The organism is Nocardioides faecalis, assembly GCF_018388425.1.
Taxonomy (GTDB): domain Bacteria; phylum Actinomycetota; class Actinomycetes; order Propionibacteriales; family Nocardioidaceae; genus Nocardioides; species Nocardioides faecalis.
The window spans coordinates 438,021-454,418 of record NZ_CP074406.1 but is presented as its reverse complement, the minus strand read 5'-3'; the positions used below and the strand labels follow the sequence as shown (position 1 = coordinate 454,418).

17 protein-coding genes are annotated in these 16,398 nt (G+C 73.5%); 2 read left to right on the top strand and 15 right to left on the bottom strand.

The window, feature by feature from the left end; genetic code table 11:
* Positions 1 to 6 precede the first annotated feature (6 nt).
* The 8 genes from KG111_RS02035 to KG111_RS02000 all read right to left on the bottom strand — a co-directional run bounded on the left by KG111_RS02035 (position 7) and on the right by KG111_RS02000 (position 8,520).
* Positions 7 to 363, bottom strand: a complete 357-nt coding sequence (locus KG111_RS02035; RefSeq protein WP_205292413.1) for an NADH-quinone oxidoreductase subunit A — start codon at positions 361 to 363, stop codon at positions 7 to 9.
* Positions 364 to 688: 325 nt separating this feature from the next.
* Entirely contained in the window at positions 689 to 1,378 is a 690-nt protein-coding gene (locus KG111_RS02030; RefSeq protein WP_205292412.1) for a demethylmenaquinone methyltransferase, read from the bottom strand.
* 99 nt (positions 1,379 to 1,477) lie between these two features.
* A complete protein-coding gene (locus KG111_RS02025; protein WP_205292411.1) occupies positions 1,478 to 2,137 on the bottom strand; it encodes a hypothetical protein in 660 nt (219 codons plus the stop codon).
* Positions 2,138 to 2,240: 103 nt separating this feature from the next.
* Positions 2,241 to 2,879: an MBL fold metallo-hydrolase gene (locus KG111_RS02020; protein WP_205292410.1), complete on the bottom strand. Its 639-nt coding sequence runs from the start codon at positions 2,877 to 2,879 to the stop codon at positions 2,241 to 2,243.
* 46 nt (positions 2,880 to 2,925) lie between these two features.
* Positions 2,926 to 4,821: a Na+/H+ antiporter NhaA gene (nhaA, locus tag KG111_RS02015; protein WP_249666262.1), complete on the bottom strand. Its 1,896-nt coding sequence runs from the start codon at positions 4,819 to 4,821 to the stop codon at positions 2,926 to 2,928.
* The gene (gene menD / locus KG111_RS02010) at positions 4,818 to 6,545 is read right to left on the bottom strand and encodes a 2-succinyl-5-enolpyruvyl-6-hydroxy-3-cyclohexene-1-carboxylic-acid synthase (RefSeq protein WP_205292409.1); all 1,728 of its coding nucleotides are present in this window, start codon (positions 6,543 to 6,545) and stop codon (positions 4,818 to 4,820) included. The genes nhaA and menD overlap by 4 nt, the downstream gene beginning before the upstream one ends.
* Positions 6,545 to 7,492 (bottom strand): o-succinylbenzoate synthase, encoded by a 948-nt coding sequence (locus tag KG111_RS02005; protein ID WP_205292408.1) that lies wholly within the window; start codon positions 7,490 to 7,492, stop codon positions 6,545 to 6,547. The genes menD and KG111_RS02005 overlap by 1 nt, the downstream gene beginning before the upstream one ends.
* The gene (locus tag KG111_RS02000) at positions 7,489 to 8,520 is read right to left on the bottom strand and encodes an AMP-binding protein (protein WP_205292407.1); all 1,032 of its coding nucleotides are present in this window, start codon (positions 8,518 to 8,520) and stop codon (positions 7,489 to 7,491) included. Before KG111_RS02000 ends, KG111_RS02005 begins: the two co-directional genes overlap by 4 nt.
* A 96-nt stretch (positions 8,521 to 8,616) precedes the next feature.
* Here KG111_RS02000 and KG111_RS01995 point away from each other — a divergent pair, with 96 nt between their 5' ends.
* A complete protein-coding gene (locus KG111_RS01995; RefSeq protein WP_205292406.1) occupies positions 8,617 to 9,498 on the top strand; it encodes a 1,4-dihydroxy-2-naphthoate polyprenyltransferase in 882 nt (293 codons plus the stop codon).
* A gap of 45 nt (positions 9,499 to 9,543) precedes the next feature.
* Here KG111_RS01995 and KG111_RS01990 read toward each other — a convergent pair whose 3' ends face one another.
* Positions 9,544 to 9,807 (bottom strand): DUF4229 domain-containing protein, encoded by a 264-nt coding sequence (locus tag KG111_RS01990; protein ID WP_205292405.1) that lies wholly within the window; start codon positions 9,805 to 9,807, stop codon positions 9,544 to 9,546.
* A 112-nt stretch (positions 9,808 to 9,919) separates the two neighbouring features.
* On the opposite strand from KG111_RS01990, the gene KG111_RS01985 reads away from it, so the two are divergent.
* Positions 9,920 to 10,138 carry a hypothetical protein gene (locus KG111_RS01985; RefSeq protein WP_205292404.1) on the top strand — a complete coding sequence of 73 codons (219 nt, stop codon included), beginning with the start codon at positions 9,920 to 9,922 and terminating at the stop codon, positions 10,136 to 10,138.
* Positions 10,139 to 10,179: 41 nt separating this feature from the next.
* Here KG111_RS01985 and ccsB read toward each other — a convergent pair whose 3' ends face one another.
* Genes ccsB through hemL form a run of 6 tightly spaced genes read right to left on the bottom strand, consistent with a single transcriptional unit; the run spans position 10,180 to position 16,270 of the window.
* A complete protein-coding gene (ccsB, locus tag KG111_RS01980) occupies positions 10,180 to 11,229 on the bottom strand; it encodes a c-type cytochrome biogenesis protein CcsB (RefSeq protein WP_205292403.1) in 1,050 nt (349 codons plus the stop codon).
* The gene (gene resB, locus KG111_RS01975) at positions 11,226 to 12,878 is read right to left on the bottom strand and encodes a cytochrome c biogenesis protein ResB (RefSeq protein ID WP_249666261.1); all 1,653 of its coding nucleotides are present in this window, start codon (positions 12,876 to 12,878) and stop codon (positions 11,226 to 11,228) included. Before resB ends, ccsB begins: the two co-directional genes overlap by 4 nt.
* The gene (locus tag KG111_RS01970; protein ID WP_205292402.1) at positions 12,875 to 13,639 is read right to left on the bottom strand and encodes a cytochrome c biogenesis CcdA family protein; all 765 of its coding nucleotides are present in this window, start codon (positions 13,637 to 13,639) and stop codon (positions 12,875 to 12,877) included. Before KG111_RS01970 ends, resB begins: the two co-directional genes overlap by 4 nt.
* Positions 13,639 to 14,229: a TlpA disulfide reductase family protein gene (locus KG111_RS01965; RefSeq protein ID WP_205292401.1), complete on the bottom strand. Its 591-nt coding sequence runs from the start codon at positions 14,227 to 14,229 to the stop codon at positions 13,639 to 13,641. Before KG111_RS01965 ends, KG111_RS01970 begins: the two co-directional genes overlap by 1 nt.
* Positions 14,226 to 14,921 carry a histidine phosphatase family protein gene (locus tag KG111_RS01960; RefSeq protein ID WP_205292400.1) on the bottom strand — a complete coding sequence of 232 codons (696 nt, stop codon included), beginning with the start codon at positions 14,919 to 14,921 and terminating at the stop codon, positions 14,226 to 14,228. Before KG111_RS01960 ends, KG111_RS01965 begins: the two co-directional genes overlap by 4 nt.
* The gene (gene hemL / locus KG111_RS01955) at positions 14,918 to 16,270 is read right to left on the bottom strand and encodes a glutamate-1-semialdehyde 2,1-aminomutase (protein ID WP_205292399.1); all 1,353 of its coding nucleotides are present in this window, start codon (positions 16,268 to 16,270) and stop codon (positions 14,918 to 14,920) included. The genes KG111_RS01960 and hemL overlap by 4 nt, the downstream gene beginning before the upstream one ends.
* Positions 16,271 to 16,398 lie beyond the last annotated feature (128 nt).

The following is a 16,398-nucleotide window of genomic DNA, read 5'->3' as shown; positions in this document are numbered from 1 at the left end:
GCGACCTCAGTCCCAGTCGAGCCCGCCGCGACGCCAGACATAGACGTAGGCGACGAAGACGGTGGCGATGAACAGGACCATCTCGACCAGTCCGAACCAGGCCATGTTGTCCAGCTGCATGGCCCACGGGTAGAGGAAGATGATCTCGATGTCGAAGATGATGAAGAGCATCGCGGTGATGTAGTACTTCACCGGGAAACGCCCGCTCAGGGCCTGCGGCGTCGGCTCGATCCCGCACTCGTAGGAGTCGGACTTCGCACGGTTGTAGCGCTTGGGGCCGACGAAGGCGCTCATCGCCACCGAGCCCACGGCGAACAGCGTGGCCAGGCCCGCCAGCACCAGCACCGGCGTGTAGAGCTCCATGAGCCCCCCTCTCGTGACCTTGTGAACAGAATCACTAGTGGCGTGCGACACATCCTGCCACTGCTGGCACGCGCGTGCGCAAGGGGGGTGATCTAGAACACACTCACGGGGTCGTCGTACCGGTGGCCCCGCGCCTGACCTGGCAATTTCTGCACAGAAGGTTTGCCAAAATGTCCGGCGCCGTCAGGCGGTCGTCAAGGCGGCGGGACCTGCCCGGGTGGCGCTCGGAAAGCCCGGGCTCGCGGCACGGAAGGTCCCTGTTCAGGGGACGGGAACTCACGACTCGGGGGACGGAAGGTCCCGAGTCGGGGATGACGGGGGTGGGTCAGGCGGTGGCGCGGTGCAGGGCGACGATGCCGCCCGAGAGGTTGCGCCACTGCGGGGAGGTCCAGCCCGCCTGCGCGATCAGGTCGGCCAGGCCGCGCTGGTCGGGCCAGGCGCGGATCGACTCGGCGAGGTAGACGTAGGCGTCGGGTGCCGAGGAGACGGCGCGGGCGATCGGCGGCAGCGCCTTCATCAGGTACTCGAGGTAGACCGTGCGCCACGGTGCCAGGGTCGGGTGGCTGAACTCGCAGACCACCAGCGTGCCACCCGGCTTGGTGACCCGGCGCAGCTCGGCGAGCCCGGCCAGCGGGTCGACGATGTTGCGCAGGCCGAAGGAGATCGTGACCTTGTCGAAGGTCCCGTCGCGGAACGGCAGCCGGGTGCCGTCGCCGGCGGTGAACGGAAGGTGCGGGCGCTGCTTCTTGCCGACCTGCAGCATGCCGATGGAGAAGTCGCAGGGCACGACGCTCGCCCCAGCGTCGGCGAACGGCTGGCTGGAGGTGCCGGTGCCCGCCGCGAGGTCGAGGATGAGATCGCCGTAGCTCGGGTCGAGGGCGGCCAGCACGTCCTTGCGCCAGCGACGGTCCTGCCCGAAGGAGAGGATGTCGTTGGTCAGGTCATAGCGCCGCGCGACGGTGTCGAACATCCGTCGGACATCGGCGGGCTGTTTGTCGAGCTCTGCGCGGGCCACCGCGGCAGCCTATCGGCAGCCGGCGGCGTCCGCCCCGGCGGCGTCGACTGCGCCACCGCGACCGGACGAAGCCAGCGGTTCGGGATCAGGCGGTGCGGATCAGGCGGTGCGGCGCAGCACCAGGTCGAGGTAGTGCGCGGTCTCCTCCGGGTCCAGGCCCGAGCTGTAGATGTCGTAGGTCAGCCCGCCGCGCTCGGCGCGGCACTCGACCTGGTAGCTGTCGCCGGACGGCTCCAGGCCGGTCGGCAGACCGGTCATCGGGTCCACCGGGTCCGACCACAGCTTGGAGCACAGGTAGCCGTCGATCTCGGTCAGCTCGTAGTGCGCGCCCGTCTGGGCCCCATCGATCTCGAAGGGGCCGCTGGGGATGACCAGGCCGGCGTCACCGGGCACCACGGTCACCGAGAACTGCGCGGGGCGGGCCTGCGGGTTCCCGGCCACCGTGGCGGGGAGGTCGAGGTAGGAGCGGACCTCCGCCTCGCCGTACAGCTCGCCGAGACGCTTGCGGGCCTTCTTCTCGCTGGCCTGGGCGCTCGCCGCGAACGCCTTTATCTGCTCGGCCCCGGCGGACGAGGTCGCGCCACCGTCCTCGGGGGTGACCGCCGAGAGCGCCACGAACCGGGAGTCGAGACGGTCGGGCAGCTTGGGCAGGTCCTTGCCGCCGGTCGCCTCGGGCAGGCCGACGGCGAAACCCACGACGACGGCGAGGAGGACGATGCCGGTGATGATCCCGGCTGCGGTGGAACGGGCGATACGCATCCGGCCATCATGCCGCGTCCACCTGAGAGCGCCGAAGCGGGGATTCGCCCGCTCACTCGCCCCTCGCTCGTCGTCGCGCTCGTCCTCCTCGTCGCCGCTGGGCTCAGAGGTCGGAGCCGGAGGCGAGCCGGACGTAGTCCAGGTCGCGGGCGCCGAGCAGGCGGCCGAACAGGCCGTCAGCGAAGCCGAGCCCCTCGGGCGAGTAGACCGCGTCGTGGATCGCCACGTTGCGCGCCGCCCCCACCGACCGGGCGAAGTCGATGCCCTCGCTGGCCCGCATCCAGGGCGCGGAGACCGGGGCAAGGAGCACGTCGACCGGCACACCGGGACCGGTCAGCGCGTCACCGGGGTGGAAGACGGTGGTGTCGCCGAGGGTGAACAGGTAGCCGCTGTTGTTGAACCGCGGCATCTCGGGGTGGATCACCGCGTGCAGCTCACCGATCGCCTTCACCCCGATGCTGCCCAGCTGCCAGGTCTCCTCCGGGGAGACGACCGTGACCCGCTCCGCGATGTCCGGGGCGCTCTCCCGGATCTGCGCGGCGACGGCGCCGATCGTGTAGATCGGGGCGTCCGTGGCCCGCAGGTGGTCGGGGTGGTAGTGGTCGGCGTGCTCGTGGGTGATGAGCACCGCGTCGGCACCCTCCACCGCCTCCCGCTCGCTCCAGGCGCCGGGGTCCAGCACCACCGTGGTGTCCTCGTGAGTGATCCGGACGGCCGCGTGGCCGAACTTCGTCAGTCGCATGTGCCCACCGTAGTGGGGCGATCCACCACGGGGCAGGGGTGGCGGTTCAGGATCGCGTCCGCTGGGCCGCGGCCTCCAGCGCGGCGATGAGGCTGCGGGCGTCGTACGGACCCTGGTGGCGCTCGGTGCCGACGAAGAAGGTCGGCGTGCCCCGCACGCCGCCGCCGGCCGCGCTGGTCTCGTCCCGCTCGACCCGGGCCAGCAGCGCGGGGTCGTCGAGGTCGGCGGCGAAGCGGTCCACGTCCAGGCCCAGCGTGGCGGCGTGCTCGAGGAGGTCGGCCCGGCTCAGCCGGTCCTGGTTCGAGAACAGCAGGTCGTGCATCTCCCAGAACCTGCCCTGGCGTCCGGCCGCCTCGGCGGCGACCCCGGCGAGCACGGCGTGCGGGTGCACGGCCAGCGGCAGGTGCCGGGCCACGTAGCGCAGCCGGTCGCCGAAGTGGCGGCGCACCTCACGCGCGGCGCCGGTGGCGCGGGCGCAGAACGGGCACTCGTAGTCGAAGTACTCCACCAGCGTGAGCGGGGCGTCCGGCGGGCCGGCGACATGGTCGGTGGCCGGGTCGACCGGTTCGGCGAGGGTGGTGGGCAGTGCCGCGTCGCGTTGGTCGAAGAACCGCGCGGCCACGGCGAAGACCAGCCAGCCCAGCGCGGCCGCCAGGACCGCGGCGAGCAGCACCCCGACCTTCGCCTCGTCCTGCATCCGCTGGTCGTCGAAGGCCAGGCCGATGATCAGCAGGGAGACCGTGAAGCCGATGCCCGAGAGCGCGGCGCCCGCGAGCGTGTGCCCGGCGCCCACCCCCTCCGGCAGCTCACCGGCGCCCAGCCGGACCGCGCCCAGCGCGCCCAGCCCGATGCCGAGGAGCTTGCCCAGCACCAGGCCGAGGACGACCCCCCAGGTGATCGGGGAGCCGAGGGCGTCGCGCAGCACCCCGTCGCGCAGGTCGATGCCGGCGTTGGCCAGCGCGAAGACCGGCACCACCACGAAGCTGGTCCACCCGTGCAGCACCTCCTGCAGCCGCTCGTTCACCGAGACCGCGCGGTTCAGCTCCCGGCGCGCCTGCCGCTGCACCTGCGGCAGCGGCGACTGCTGGAAGCGCCGCACCCGGGCGGCGGCACGTTGCACCAGCCGGCGGTCCGGGTCGGCGGCGGGCACCAGCAGACCGGAGACCATGCCGGCGATGGCGGCGTGCACCCCGGACTCCAGCGTGGCGATCCAGAGCACCAGCACGGTCACGACGTACGGCGACGCGCGCCACTCCCCCACCCGGTCCAGCACCACCAGCAGCACCAGGCAGGCGGCGGCGACCGCGAGCGCGGCGGGCTCGAGGCCGTCGGAGTAGACGACGCCGATCACGCTGACCGCGACGATGTCGTCGATCACGGTCAGGGTGAGCAGGAAGATCCGCAGCTGGGTGGACACGCGCGGCCCGACCAGGGCGAGCGCGCCGAGCAGGAAAGCGGTGTCGGTGCCGATCACCACGCCCCAGCCGGCCGCGGCCTCGCCGGTCGGGTTGAGCAGCAGGTAGAGCGCCGCCGGCACCAGCATGCCGCCCAGGCCGGCGACCAGCGGCACCCGCAGCCGGCGCCGGTCGGTCAGCTCGCCGACCGCGAACTCGCGGCGCACCTCCAGGCCGATGACGAAGAAGAAGACCACCATCAGGCCGTCGTTGACCCAGTGGTGCAGGTCGAGGTCGATCCCACCGCCGGCGAGCTGCACCGCGAGCCGCAGGTGCCACAGGTCCTCGTAGGCGCCCGAGGCCGGCGAGTTCGCCCACACCAACGCGACCAGGGCCGCGGCGACCAGCAGCGCGGCACCGGTCGTCTCGGTGCTGATGAAGTGGCGCAGCGGCGAGGCCGTGCGGGTCTCGGCGGGAGCGGCGAAGGAGCAGGCGTCCGCGGCGTCGGGGTCCACCCCCGTCTCGTCCGGGTCGCCTGCCAGGCTCACCGGACTGTCGGTCCTGCTGCCGGTCGGGCTGCCGGTCGGGCTGCCGGTCGGGCTGGGGCCAGGTCGAGTGCCAGCGCGCGCAGCCGCTCGTCGAGGTGCCGGCGCCCGGCCCGGTCGACGACGGCCTCGACCACCTCGATGCCTCCGTTGGGGCTGCTCAGCGCCTGCTCCAGCTCGGGCCGCGAGGAGACCCGCAGGTGCGGGACCCGGGCCGCGGCGCACAGCCCGGCGAGGTCCGTGCCGTGCGGGGTGCCGAAGAGGCGCTCGAACGACGCGGCGTGCGCGGCGCCGCCCTGCTCCAGCATCGAGAAGATCGCGCCGCCGTCGTCGTTGGGCACCACGATCGTCAGGTCGGGACGCGGCTCGTCCGGGCCGATCACCAGCCCGGTCTGGTCGTGCAGGAACGTCAGGTCGCCCATCAGCGCGAGGTTGCGGGTGGAGTGCGGACGGCCCAGCGCGGCACCGATCGCGGTGCTGATGGTGCCGTCGATGCCGGCCAGGCCGCGGTTGGCCAGCAGCTTGCGGCGCGTGCCCACCGGTGCCGGGCGCGCCATCAGGTCCAGGTCGCGGATCGGGCTGGAGGCGCCCACCACCAGCAGCCCGCCGGCCGGTAGCGCGGCGAAGGTGGCCGCCGCGACGTCGTACGGCGTGAGGGCGGGCTCGGCGGCGAGCAGGCGGTCGATGCTCCGGCCGAGGTCGCGGTCGGCCTCGCGCCAGGCGGCGAGCCAGGCCGGGTCGTCGACCCCCTGCTCGTCCCAGCGTGGCGCCGTGATGGTGCGGGCTCCTGCGGGGCGGGGCGGCCAGTGGCCGGCGGCCGGCACCACCAGCACCTCGACGTCGTCACGCGCCAGCAGGTTGGTGACCGGGCGGGACAGGGTGGGCCGGCCCAGCACGACCACCCGCTCGATGCGGCGGCCCAGGTCGGTGCCCAGCAGCAGCCGGTAGGCACGCAGCGCGTTCTCACCGGTGCGGGCGCCGCTGGTCGGCTCGGCCAGCAGCGGCCAGCCGGCGGACTCCGCGAGCACCCGGGCGGCGGGGCCGGCGCCGTCGCCGGCGACCACCACCGTGCGCGGGCCGCGCTCCAGCACGTAGGGCGCCGACGGCTCACGGTCGTCGGCAGCAGGATCGGCGGGAGCGGGCCGGTCGGCGGGTCCGAGCGCCACGGGCTGCGGCGGCGCGGGCGGGACGAGCGGCACGTCCAGCTGCACGTTGAGGTGCACCACCTGCTCGGGCGGCGCCGGCACCGCGCGCAGCTCGGTCACCGTCGCCACGTCGTGGGAGGTCACGAGCGGGGAGAAGATGCCGACCTGGTCGGTGGTCTGGTTGGCGCCGGTGCCGCGCAACCGTGCCGGGCGGTCCGCGGAGACCACGACGAGGCCGACGCCGGCGTGCACCGCCTCGAGGACGGCCGGGTGCAGGTTGGCCACCGCGGTGCCCGAGGTCGTCAGGACCGCGGCGCGGCGTCGCTCGGAGACCTTGGTCAGGCCGAGGGCGAGGAAGGCCGCGGTCCGCTCGTCGATGCGCACGTGCAACCGGGGCCCACCGGCGGGGGCCGCGGCCCACAGCGCCAGGACCAGCGGGGCGTTGCGGGAGCCCGGCGCCAGCACCACGTCGGTCACGCCGGCGCGCACCAGCCAGCGGACCAGGGCGTCGGCGAGCTCGCCGGCCGTCTCCCCTGCCGAGAGGGACGGAGCGGGCGCGGGGTCGGGGGTGGGCGCAGGCATCAGCGCCGAGTCTCCCGCACCGCGCGGACGGCCTCCAGCCTGGCCTGCCAGGCGCGCACCCGCTCCGGCGCGGCCGCGAGCAGGTCCAGCTGCTGCGGGTCGACCTTCGGCCGGCGCACCGGCAGCGCGCCGTCCACCGGGAGCAGCGGCTCGCTGGCCACGTCCGCGGTGAGCAGCTGCACGGTCGCCAGGCCGCAGGCGTGCGGCAGCTCGGGCAGCGCCGCGGCCAGCGCCACCCCGGCCGCGATGCCCACGGAGGTCTCCAACGCCGAGGAGACCACGACCGGCAGCTCGATGCGCTCGGCGATCTCCAGGCAGGCGCGCACCCCGCCGAGCGGCTGCACCTTGAGCACCGCCACGTCCGCGGCCTCCAGCTCGCGCACCCGGTAGGGGTCCTCGGCGCGGCGGATCGACTCGTCCGCGGCGATGGGCACCGCCACGCGCCGGCGCACGCGAGCCAGGTCCTCCACGGAGGCGGTCGGCTGCTCGACGTACTCCAGGCCGCCGGCGGCGCGCTCCAGGACCGCGATCGCCGCGACGGCCTCCTCCACGCTCCAGCCGCCGTTGACGTCGATGCGGATCAACCCCGTGGGGCCGAGCGCGTCGCGCACCGCCTCCAGGCGGGCCTGGTCCTCGGCCAGCGGCCGGCCGGCGTCGGCGACCTTCACCTTGGCGGTGCGGCAGCCGCTGTCGGTGACGATGCGGTGCGCACGCTCGGGGTCCACCGCGGGCACGGTGACGTTGACGGGCACGCTGTCGCGCACGGGCGCGGGCCAGTCCCCCGCGGCGGCCTCCTCGGCGCAGCGCAGCCACGGCTCGGCGACCTCGGGCGAGTACTCCAGGAAGGGGCTCCACTCCCCCCAGCCGGCGGGGCCGCGCAGCAGCGCCATCTCGCGCACCGTGATGCCGCGGAACCGGGTCGTCATCGGCACGGCGACGACCCTCATGGCCGCACCTGCTGGCCGGCCAGCGCCAGCAGCGCCTGCCGGTCCGGCTTGCCGTTGCCCAGCAGCGGGATGTCGTCGAGCACCACGAGGCTGCGCGGCGCCCAGGCGCGGGGCTCCGTGGCACCGACCCAGTCGCGCAGCTCCTCCAACCCGGGTGCGGGTCCCGGCGGCGCGGGCACCACGAACGCGACGACGCGCCGGCCCCACTCCGGGTCGGGCACGCCGAGCACCTCCGCGGCCGCGAGGCCGGGGTGGGTGCGCAGCCGCTCGGCCACGGCGGGCCCGGGCACGTTGAGGCCGCCGCTGACGATCACGTCGTCGACCCGGCCGATCACCTCGAGCCGGCCGTCGGCGTCGATCCGGCCGGCGTCCGAGGTCTGGAACCAGCCGTCGCGCAGCACCTCGGCGGTGGCCGTCGGGTCACCGTCGTAGCCGGTGAACAGGGTGGGCCCGGCGATCCGGATCCGGCCGCCCTCACCGAGCGCGACCGCGACGCCGTCGAGCGGCACCCCGTCGTAGACGCAGCCTCCGGCGGTCTCCGCGGAGCCGTACGTCGCCACCACGTGCACCCCGGCGCGCTCCGCGCTCTCACGCAGCGACGCGCCGATCGGCCCGCCGCCGAGCAGGACGGTGTGCGCGCGGCGCAGGGCCGCCACGTCGACGGGGTCGGTCAGCATCCGGCGCAGCTGGGTCGGCACCAACGAGACGAACCAGCCCTCGCCCTCGGGCCAGCCGTCGCGCTCCAACAGGGTCGGCCGGTGCCCGGCGACCAGCGAGCGGACGACGACCTGGAGCCCGGCGACGAAGGTGGCGGGCAGCGCCAGCACCCACGGTCCGGTGGCGCCCAGGCGCTCGGCGGAGGCCCGCACCGAGGCCAGCACCGCGGCGCGCGGCAGCACGACCCGCTTCGGGGCGCCGGTCGAGCCGGAGGTCTCGACCACCGCGGGTGGGGCCGGGTCGGCCGACAACCAGTCCGCGACCGAGGCCACGACCTCGTCCGCCCCGCCACGCACCCAGAACAGCTCCACGCCTCAGACGCTATCCGTCGCGCCCCTTCTCCGGGGAGGAGGGCGAGGCCCACCCGGCGGCACGAGGCACCGCCGCTCCTGCTTGAATCGCCGGTCATGGCCACTCCCGCACACTGGATCGCCGGCGCCCGGCTGCGCACCCTCCCCGCCGCGGTCGCACCCGTGCTGGTCGGCACCGCCGTCGCGGCGTACGACGACCAGGCCGTGTGGTGGAAGGCGCTGCTCGCGCTCGTGGTCAGCCTGGCGCTGCAGGTCGGCGTCAACTACGCCAACGACTACTCCGACGGCATCCGCGGCACCGACGACGAGCGGGTCGGTCCGCTGCGGCTGGTCGGCTCCGGCCTGGCCACGCCGGCCGCGGTCAAGCGCGCGGCGTTCGGCTGCTTCGGTCTCGCCGGCGTCGCCGGGCTGGTGCTGGCCGCGACGACGTCGCTGTGGCTGGTGCTCGTCGGCGTGCTCTGCATCCTCGCGGCCTGGTTCTACACCGGCGGCTCGAAGCCCTACGGCTACCTGGGCCTGGGCGAGGTCATGGTCTTCGTCTTCTTCGGCCTGGTCGCGGTGGTGGGCACGACGTACGTGCAGACCGGCGAGTGGGGCGAGGCCGGCTGGCCGGCACTCGCCGGTGGCGTCGGCATCGGCGCGCTGGCCTGCGTGATCCTCGTGGCCAACAACCTGCGCGACATCCCCACCGACGTGGTGGCGGGCAAGCTGACGCTCGCCGTGCGGCTGGGAGATGCCCGCACCCGGGTCTTCTTCACGCTGCTGGTCGCGCTCGCGGCGGCGGCGCTGGTCGTGCTGGCCGCCCTCACCACGTGGTGGGCCCTGCTCGGCCTGGGGTTCCTGGTGCCGGCGGGCGCTGCGGTGCGGACCGTGCTCGGCGGCGCCCGGGGTCCGGCGCTGATCCCGGTGCTGCAGCGGATCGGGATGGCCGAGCTGGCCTGGGCCGTGCTCGCCGGTGCGGGTCTGCTGGCCGGCTGATCCGGCTGATCCGGCTGATCGGGTCGAGCAGCGCGGCAGGGAGGCTCAGGCCTCGCCGTCCTCCTTGGAGCGCATCTCCTCGTACTTCTCGCTGATCCGGCCGGCGCGGCCCTCGACCCGCTGGGCGAACGCGTTGCGCTGCCGCTCGAGCAGCACGTACGACGCGACGCCGCTGATCAGGAACGCGATCACCATCACCAGGAGCACGTTGACCGAGTCGGCCACCAGGAACCACAGGCCGAAGACGATGCAGAACGTGCCGATGAACATCGCGATCCGCAGACCGGTGTAGATCCAGAACTCCTTCACGGTCCCAGCCTAGGACGGGCGGGCCCAGGCGCGGAAACGGCGGCGGCCCGGTCGGGCCCAAGGGTCTCGGGTCGCTCGTCCCCGCTCACCAGGAGCGAACTAGGCTGGGCGCGTGAAGCTCCTGCTGGTGGTCGTCGTCTTCGCGATCGTGATGTACCTCGCGATCCGCTGGTTGCAGGACCGCGGCACGGGGGGAACGCCGGCGACCCGCCGCCCCTCGGGCCCGCCGAGCCGACCGGTCGCCCCCGACGACGACGAGGCGTTCCTGCGCGACCTGGAGCGCCGCCGACGCCGCGAGCAGTCGAAGCCACCCGAGACTCCGGACGCCTGAGGAGCCCTCAGGCGTCCTGAACCCTCAGGCGTCCGGAACCCTCAGGCGTCCTGAACCCTCAGGCTTCCTGGATCCTCGCCCGGCGCGGGCTGGACGGTGCGCTCCACGGTGTGCTCCAGGGCGTAGGAGTGCTGGCTGGTGGTGGAGAAGTAGTTGATCCCGATGAAGTTGAACCACAAGGTGGCCAGTCCGACCAGCGCCAGCAGCGCGGCCTTGCGGCCCTTCCAGCCCGCGGTGGCGCGGGCGTGCAGGTAGCCGGCGTAGACGACCCAGGTGATGAACGCCCACACCTCCTTGGGGTCCCAGTTCCAGTAGCGCGACCAGGCCTCGTGCGCCCAGATCGGGCCGGTGATGAGCACGGCGAAGGTCCACACCGGGAAGGCGAAGGCGTGCACCCGGTAGGCCAGCCGGTCGAGCCCGTCGAGCTCGGGGACGCGGGCGATCCACCCGGTGAGCTCGCGCTCCGCGGCACGGGCGCGCCGCTCGGCGCGCATCCGGACCAGGTACATGATCGAGACGAGGCCACCCAGGCTGAAGGCACCGGTCGCGATGACGGCGGAGACGACGTGGATCACCAGCCAGGGCGAGTTGAGCGCCTCGGTGAGCGGGGCGACCTCGTCGTAGAGCCAGATCGCGGCGACCATCAGCACCGTCACCACGAAGCCGACGACCAGCGGGCCCATCCAGGCCAGGTCGAAGCGGCGGTAGAGCACGACGTAGAGCAGCGCGACCACGAACGAGCCGGACAGGGTGAACTCGTACATGTTGCCCCACGGCACCCGGTTGGGGTCCGCGGCCATGCCGCGCCCGACGAGGGCGACCAGGTGCACGCCCACCGCGATGAAGGTGAGCAGGATGCCGAGCCGGCCCAGGAAGGCCACCCGGCGACCGGGCTCGCTCGCACCGGTGGGCGCCGCGGTCGCCGGGGCCTCGCCCGGTCCGCCGACGCCGGCGGCGACCAGCTCACGGTCGGCCGCGGTGTGCCGCACCGCCGCCCACTCGGCGAGGTACACGATCAGGGCCAGGAAGTAGACCATCCCGGCCATCGCGGTGGCCTGGTTGCTCAGGTTCTCCCACGCGGTGTTGCTCACTTCGGTGCCTCCTGCAGCTGCTTCAGCAAGCCGGAGAGGACCTCGTCCATCTCACCGTTGCCCGAGCGATCGAGTACGGCGACCTCGACCCGAGTGCCGCCGTTGCCGTCCATTGTGTCTTCCGCGCCGTCCGCGGCACCGTCGGGGCCGCCGGCCGGGCCACCTGCGGGGCCACCTGCGGGGTCCGGGACCGCACGCACCCACACCCGGCGCGGACGCCAGAAGAGGGAGACGCACAGCCCGACCAGCGCGATCACCACGCCGATGAGGGCGACCTCCTTGCCGGGCGTCTGGCTGATCTGCACCCGGATCCAGGGCTCCACCCGCTCGAAGGTGACCGAGCCGAGCCCGTCGGGCAGCTCGACGGTGTCGCCGGGCTGCAGGTCGACGCGGAACGGCTTGCCGTCCTCGCCCTCCACCGCGGTGGCGTTCGACTTGTCGAGCACGTAGACCGACTGCGAGCGGCCGTCGTCGAGCCCGAGGTCGCCGGTGAAGGCGAGCATCGACAGCGTCGGCAGCAGGTCGTCGCCGAACACGGTCACGGGGTTGCCGTCGACCATCTCGAAGGTCGGGTAGAACAGCCCCTCCAGGCCGATCGGCCCGGGCTTGGCCCACGGGGCCTTGACCACGCCGAAGGACAGGAAGCTGGCGTCCTGCGGCAGGAAGACGGTGGGTCCGGTGGTGACCACGTCGCCGTTGCCGTCGCGCACCGTGATCACCGGGGCGTAGCCGTGGCCGATCAGGAAGACCTGGGTGCCGTCGATGTCGAGCGGGTGGTTGACCCGCAGCGTGTAGTCCTTCTCCTCCGCGTCGCCGGCCCGGTAGGCGAGGTCGGCCTCGAACTTGCGGGCCTGCCCGGCACGGGGCCCCTCGTCGAGCCACTCGACACGGAAGTCGTCGACGCGGAAGCGGAAGTTGTCGAGCTGGTCGCCGGTGAACAGGGTGCCGGGCTTGAAGTCGTCGTACTGCGTGAGGTTGTTGCTGAACGTGGAGCCCTGCACCAGGATCACGCCGCCCTGGTAGCCCCACAGCCCGCCCATCGCGAACCCGGCGAGCACGACCAGCAGGGAGAGGTGGAAGACCAGGTTGCCAGCCTCGCGCAGGTAGCCGCGCTCGGCCGCGACGAAGTCGTCGCCCGCGGCCCGGACCCGGATCCGGTGCCGGCGTCCGAGCACGGTGCGCGCCCGGTCCAGCACCTCCTCGGTGGACAGCTCGGTGCGGTAGGTGGCGTGCACCGGGAGCCGGGTCAGGTTGCGCGGGGCGGCGGGCGGCTGCGCGCGCATCGCACGCGCGTAGGCGAACAGCCGCGGCACGATGCAGCCCACCAGGGAGATCGTGAGCAGCAGGTAGATCGCGGAGAACCACGGCGAGCCGTAGACCGAGAACATGTCGAGCCGCTCGTAGAGCGGGGTGAGCTTCGGGTGCTCGTCCTTCCACCTGCTCACGGCCAGGGAGTCGACGCCCTCCTGCGGGATCACCGATCCGGGGATCGCGGCGAGGGCGAGGAGCAGGAGCAGGATCAGCGCGGTGCGCATCGAGGTGACCTGGCGCCAGGTCCAGCGCAGCAGCTCGCGGGCGGTGAGCTCGCCGGCGCGCCGCTCGGTGGCCGGCGGCTGCTCGGCGTGCTCGCGGTCCTTCGTCTGGCTCACAGCGCGGTCTCCCCGAACTCGACGGTGCGCAGCTGGGCCCACTGCACGACGTGGTCCCACCAGCCGGTGACCATGAGCAGGCCGATCAGCACGAGGAACGCGCCACCGACCCGCATGAAGAGGACCTGGTGCCGGCGCACCCAGCCCAGGGTGCGTGAGAGGCGGTTGTAGCCCACCGCGACGGCCACGAAGGGCAGCCCGAGGCCGAGGGCGTAGCAGAGCGCGAGCAGGCCGCCGCGGGCCGCGGTGGCGCCGTCGGCGAAGGTCAGGTTGAGGATGACGCCGAAGGTAGGGCCGACGCAGGGGGTCCAGCCGATCGCGAACAGCGCGCCGATCAGCGGCGCGGCGCCGAGCCCGACCGCGGGCACCTTGTGGATGCGCAGGTCGCGCTGGAACCACGAGAGCACCCCGGCGAACACCAGGCCGAGCACGATCAGCACGAGCCCGAGCAGCAGCTGCAGCTCGTCGTCCCAGCGGCGCAGCCACGTGCCCGCCGAGCCGAACGCGGTGCCGTAGATGACGAAGACGACCGCGAAGCCGAGCACGAACAGGCCCGAGCCGAGCAGCATCCGGCCGCGGCGTCGCCCGGCCTCCCCGGCCGCCAGGTCGGCGCCGGACAGGCCGGTGGCGTACGACAGGTAGCCGGGCAGCAGCGGCAGCACGCACGGAGAGAAGAACGAGACGAGCCCGGCCACCAGCGCGACCGGGACCGCCAGCCCGAGCGAGCCGACGGCGGCCTGCTCGGTGAACCAGTCCTGCATCAGGAAGCCTCGGCGAGGGTGTCGGACACCAGGCCCTTGAGCGTCGCCTTGGACGGCACGGGACCGTTGATCAGCGCCGCGACGCGACCCTCGGCGTCGAGCACCAGCGTGGCCGGCATCGACGGGGGCGCGTAGTCGCCGAGCTCCAGCAGCGTCTCGCTGCCGGGGTCGTAGAGCGAGGGGTAGTCGACGTTGCGGTCGCGCTCGAACGAGGCGGCGTTCTCCGGGGCGTTGTCACGGATGTTGATCCCGACGAACGCGGTCTGGTCCGGCACCTCCTCGGCGAGCTCCGCCTCGGCCTCGACGAGCATCGGCATCTCCTTGATGCACGGCCCGCACAGCGACCACCACACGTTGACCACCACGACGCGGCCGCGGTAGTCGGCCAGGTCGAGCGGATCGCCCTGGATCGTCGTACCGCTGATGGCGACGGGGTCCTGGCGGTTGTCGGGGGCGACCTGCACGACGCGGCCGTCGCCGGAGACGTACTCGAGGTCGCCGGTGCCCTCCACGTCGGAGCACCCGGCCGCGGACACCAGGAGCAGAGCCAGGGCGACGAGCAGGGCCCTGGCGTGCGGGAGGCGGCTCATACCGGCGGGGTCCCCTCCGGCTTGTTCTCCTCGGGCGCGTCGCCCGCCGAGAACGGCGCGGCGATGTCGCCGGTCGGGATGAGGTCGATGGCGGGCTCGGAGTAGCTGATCTGCACCAGCTCGTCGCCGGCGAACCCGAAGGAGGTGATCGAGCACAGCGTGCACTGGCGCTTGCGCGGGTCGTGCAGGAAGGAGCGCTTCTCCGCTGCCAGCCGGGTGGTCCAGATCGGCAGCTGGTGGGAGACCAGCACCGCCTCGTGGCCGGCGGCGTCGCGTCGGGCGTCGTGGATCGCGGCCATCATCCGGGTCACGATGTCCCGGTAGGGCTCGCCCCACGAGGGCTTGAACGGGTTGTAGAGGTGGCGCCACAGCAACGGGTTGCGCAGCGCGTTGTTGCCCTTGCCGAAGGTCAGGCCCTCGAACCGGTTGGTGGACTCCAGCACCCGCTCCTCGGTGCCGACCTCCATGCCGAGGGCGGCGGCGAGCGGTGCAGCGGTCTCCCGGGCCCGCTCCAGCGGGGAGGAGCGCAGCACGGTGATGTCGTTGCCGCCGAGCGCGCCTGCGACCCGGTCGGCCATCGCCCGGCCGCGTTCGGAGAGGTGGAACCCGTCGCGGCGGCCGTAGAGGACGCCCTGCGGGTTGTGCACCTCGCCGTGGCGGACCAGGTGGACGATCGTGTCGGGGGTGCTCATGCGCCGGCCTTTCGGGTGGTCGATCCTGTCGCGGCCCGGGCTGCTGCACGCGCGGCTGCGGGCAGGGCGTCGAGGACCTGCTCGACCGCCCGGTCGTCGTGGCTGGCCGAGACGAACCACGCCTCGAACGCCGACGGCGGCAGGTGCACGCCCGCGTCGAGCATGGCGTGGAAGAAGGCGCCGTACGCCGCGGTGTCGGTGCGCTGGGCGCCGGCGAAGTCGTGCACCGGGTCCTCGGTGAGGAAGACCGAGAACATCGAGCCGGTGGACTGGATGACGTGCGGCACGCCGGCGGCGGTGAACGCCTCGGCGGCACCGGCGCGCAGGGCGTCGGCGACGACGTCGAGGCGGGCGTAGACCTCGTCGGTGGCGGCGGTGAGCGTGGCCAGGCCGGCGGCGGTGGCCACCGGGTTCCCCGACAGCGTGCCGGCCTGGTAGACCGGGCCCTCCGGTGCCAGGTGGGCCATCACGTCGGCGCGGCCGCCGAACGCCGCGGCGGGGAAGCCGCCGCCCATCACCTTGCCGAAGGTGACCAGGTCGGGCACCCAGCCCTCGTGGGCGCCGTCGGTGCCCCACTGGCCTGACGCGGAGACCCGGAAGCCGGTCATCACCTCGTCGCTGACGAACAGCGCACCGTGTGCGCGGCAGGTCTCGGCGAGGAAGGCGTTGAAGCTGCGTCCGTCGACCTGAGCCGGGGGCACCACGCCCATGTTGCCGGGGGCGGCCTCGGTGATCAGGCAGGCGATCCGGTCGCCGTGCTCGGCGAACGCCGCCCGCACCGCGTCGGGGTCGTTGTACGGCAGCACCAGCGTCAGCTCGGTCGAGCTGGCCGGCACGCCGGGGGTGCCGGGCAGGGAGAAGGTGGTCAGCCCGGAGCCGGCGGAGGCGAGCAGCGAGTCGACGTGGCCGTGGTAGCAGCCAGCGAACTTCACGACCACGTCGCGGCCGGTGAAGCCGCGCGCGAGCCGGATGGCCGACATGGTGGCCTCGGTGCCGGAGGAGACCAGCCGCAGCTGCTCGACGGGGGTGCGGGCGACGATCGCCTCGACCAGCGCCACCTCGTTCTCGGTGGGCGTGCCGTACGACGTCCCGCGGGCCACGGCCTCGTTGACCGCGGCGACGACCGCGGGGTGGGCGTGCCCGAGCAGCATGGGCCCCCACGAGCAGATCAGGTCGACGTAGGTGTTGCCATCGACGTCGGTGAGCCAGGGGCCCTGCGCCGAGGCGATGAAGCGTGGGGTGCCGCCGACGGCGTTGAACGCACGCACCGGGGAGTTGACGCCGCCCGGCGTCACCGCCCGGGCCCGCGCGAACAGAGCGTCGGAGCCGGTCGTCACGAGGTCAGGCACCTGGCCATTGTCGCTGATCGGGGCCGATCCGCGGGCATCGCCGTCGCGGGCACCCCCGCCATCCGGACTCCTCGGTCTAGCACGGGCGGGACCAGCGACCCGTCCCGGGACCCGTCCTTGTGACCTGG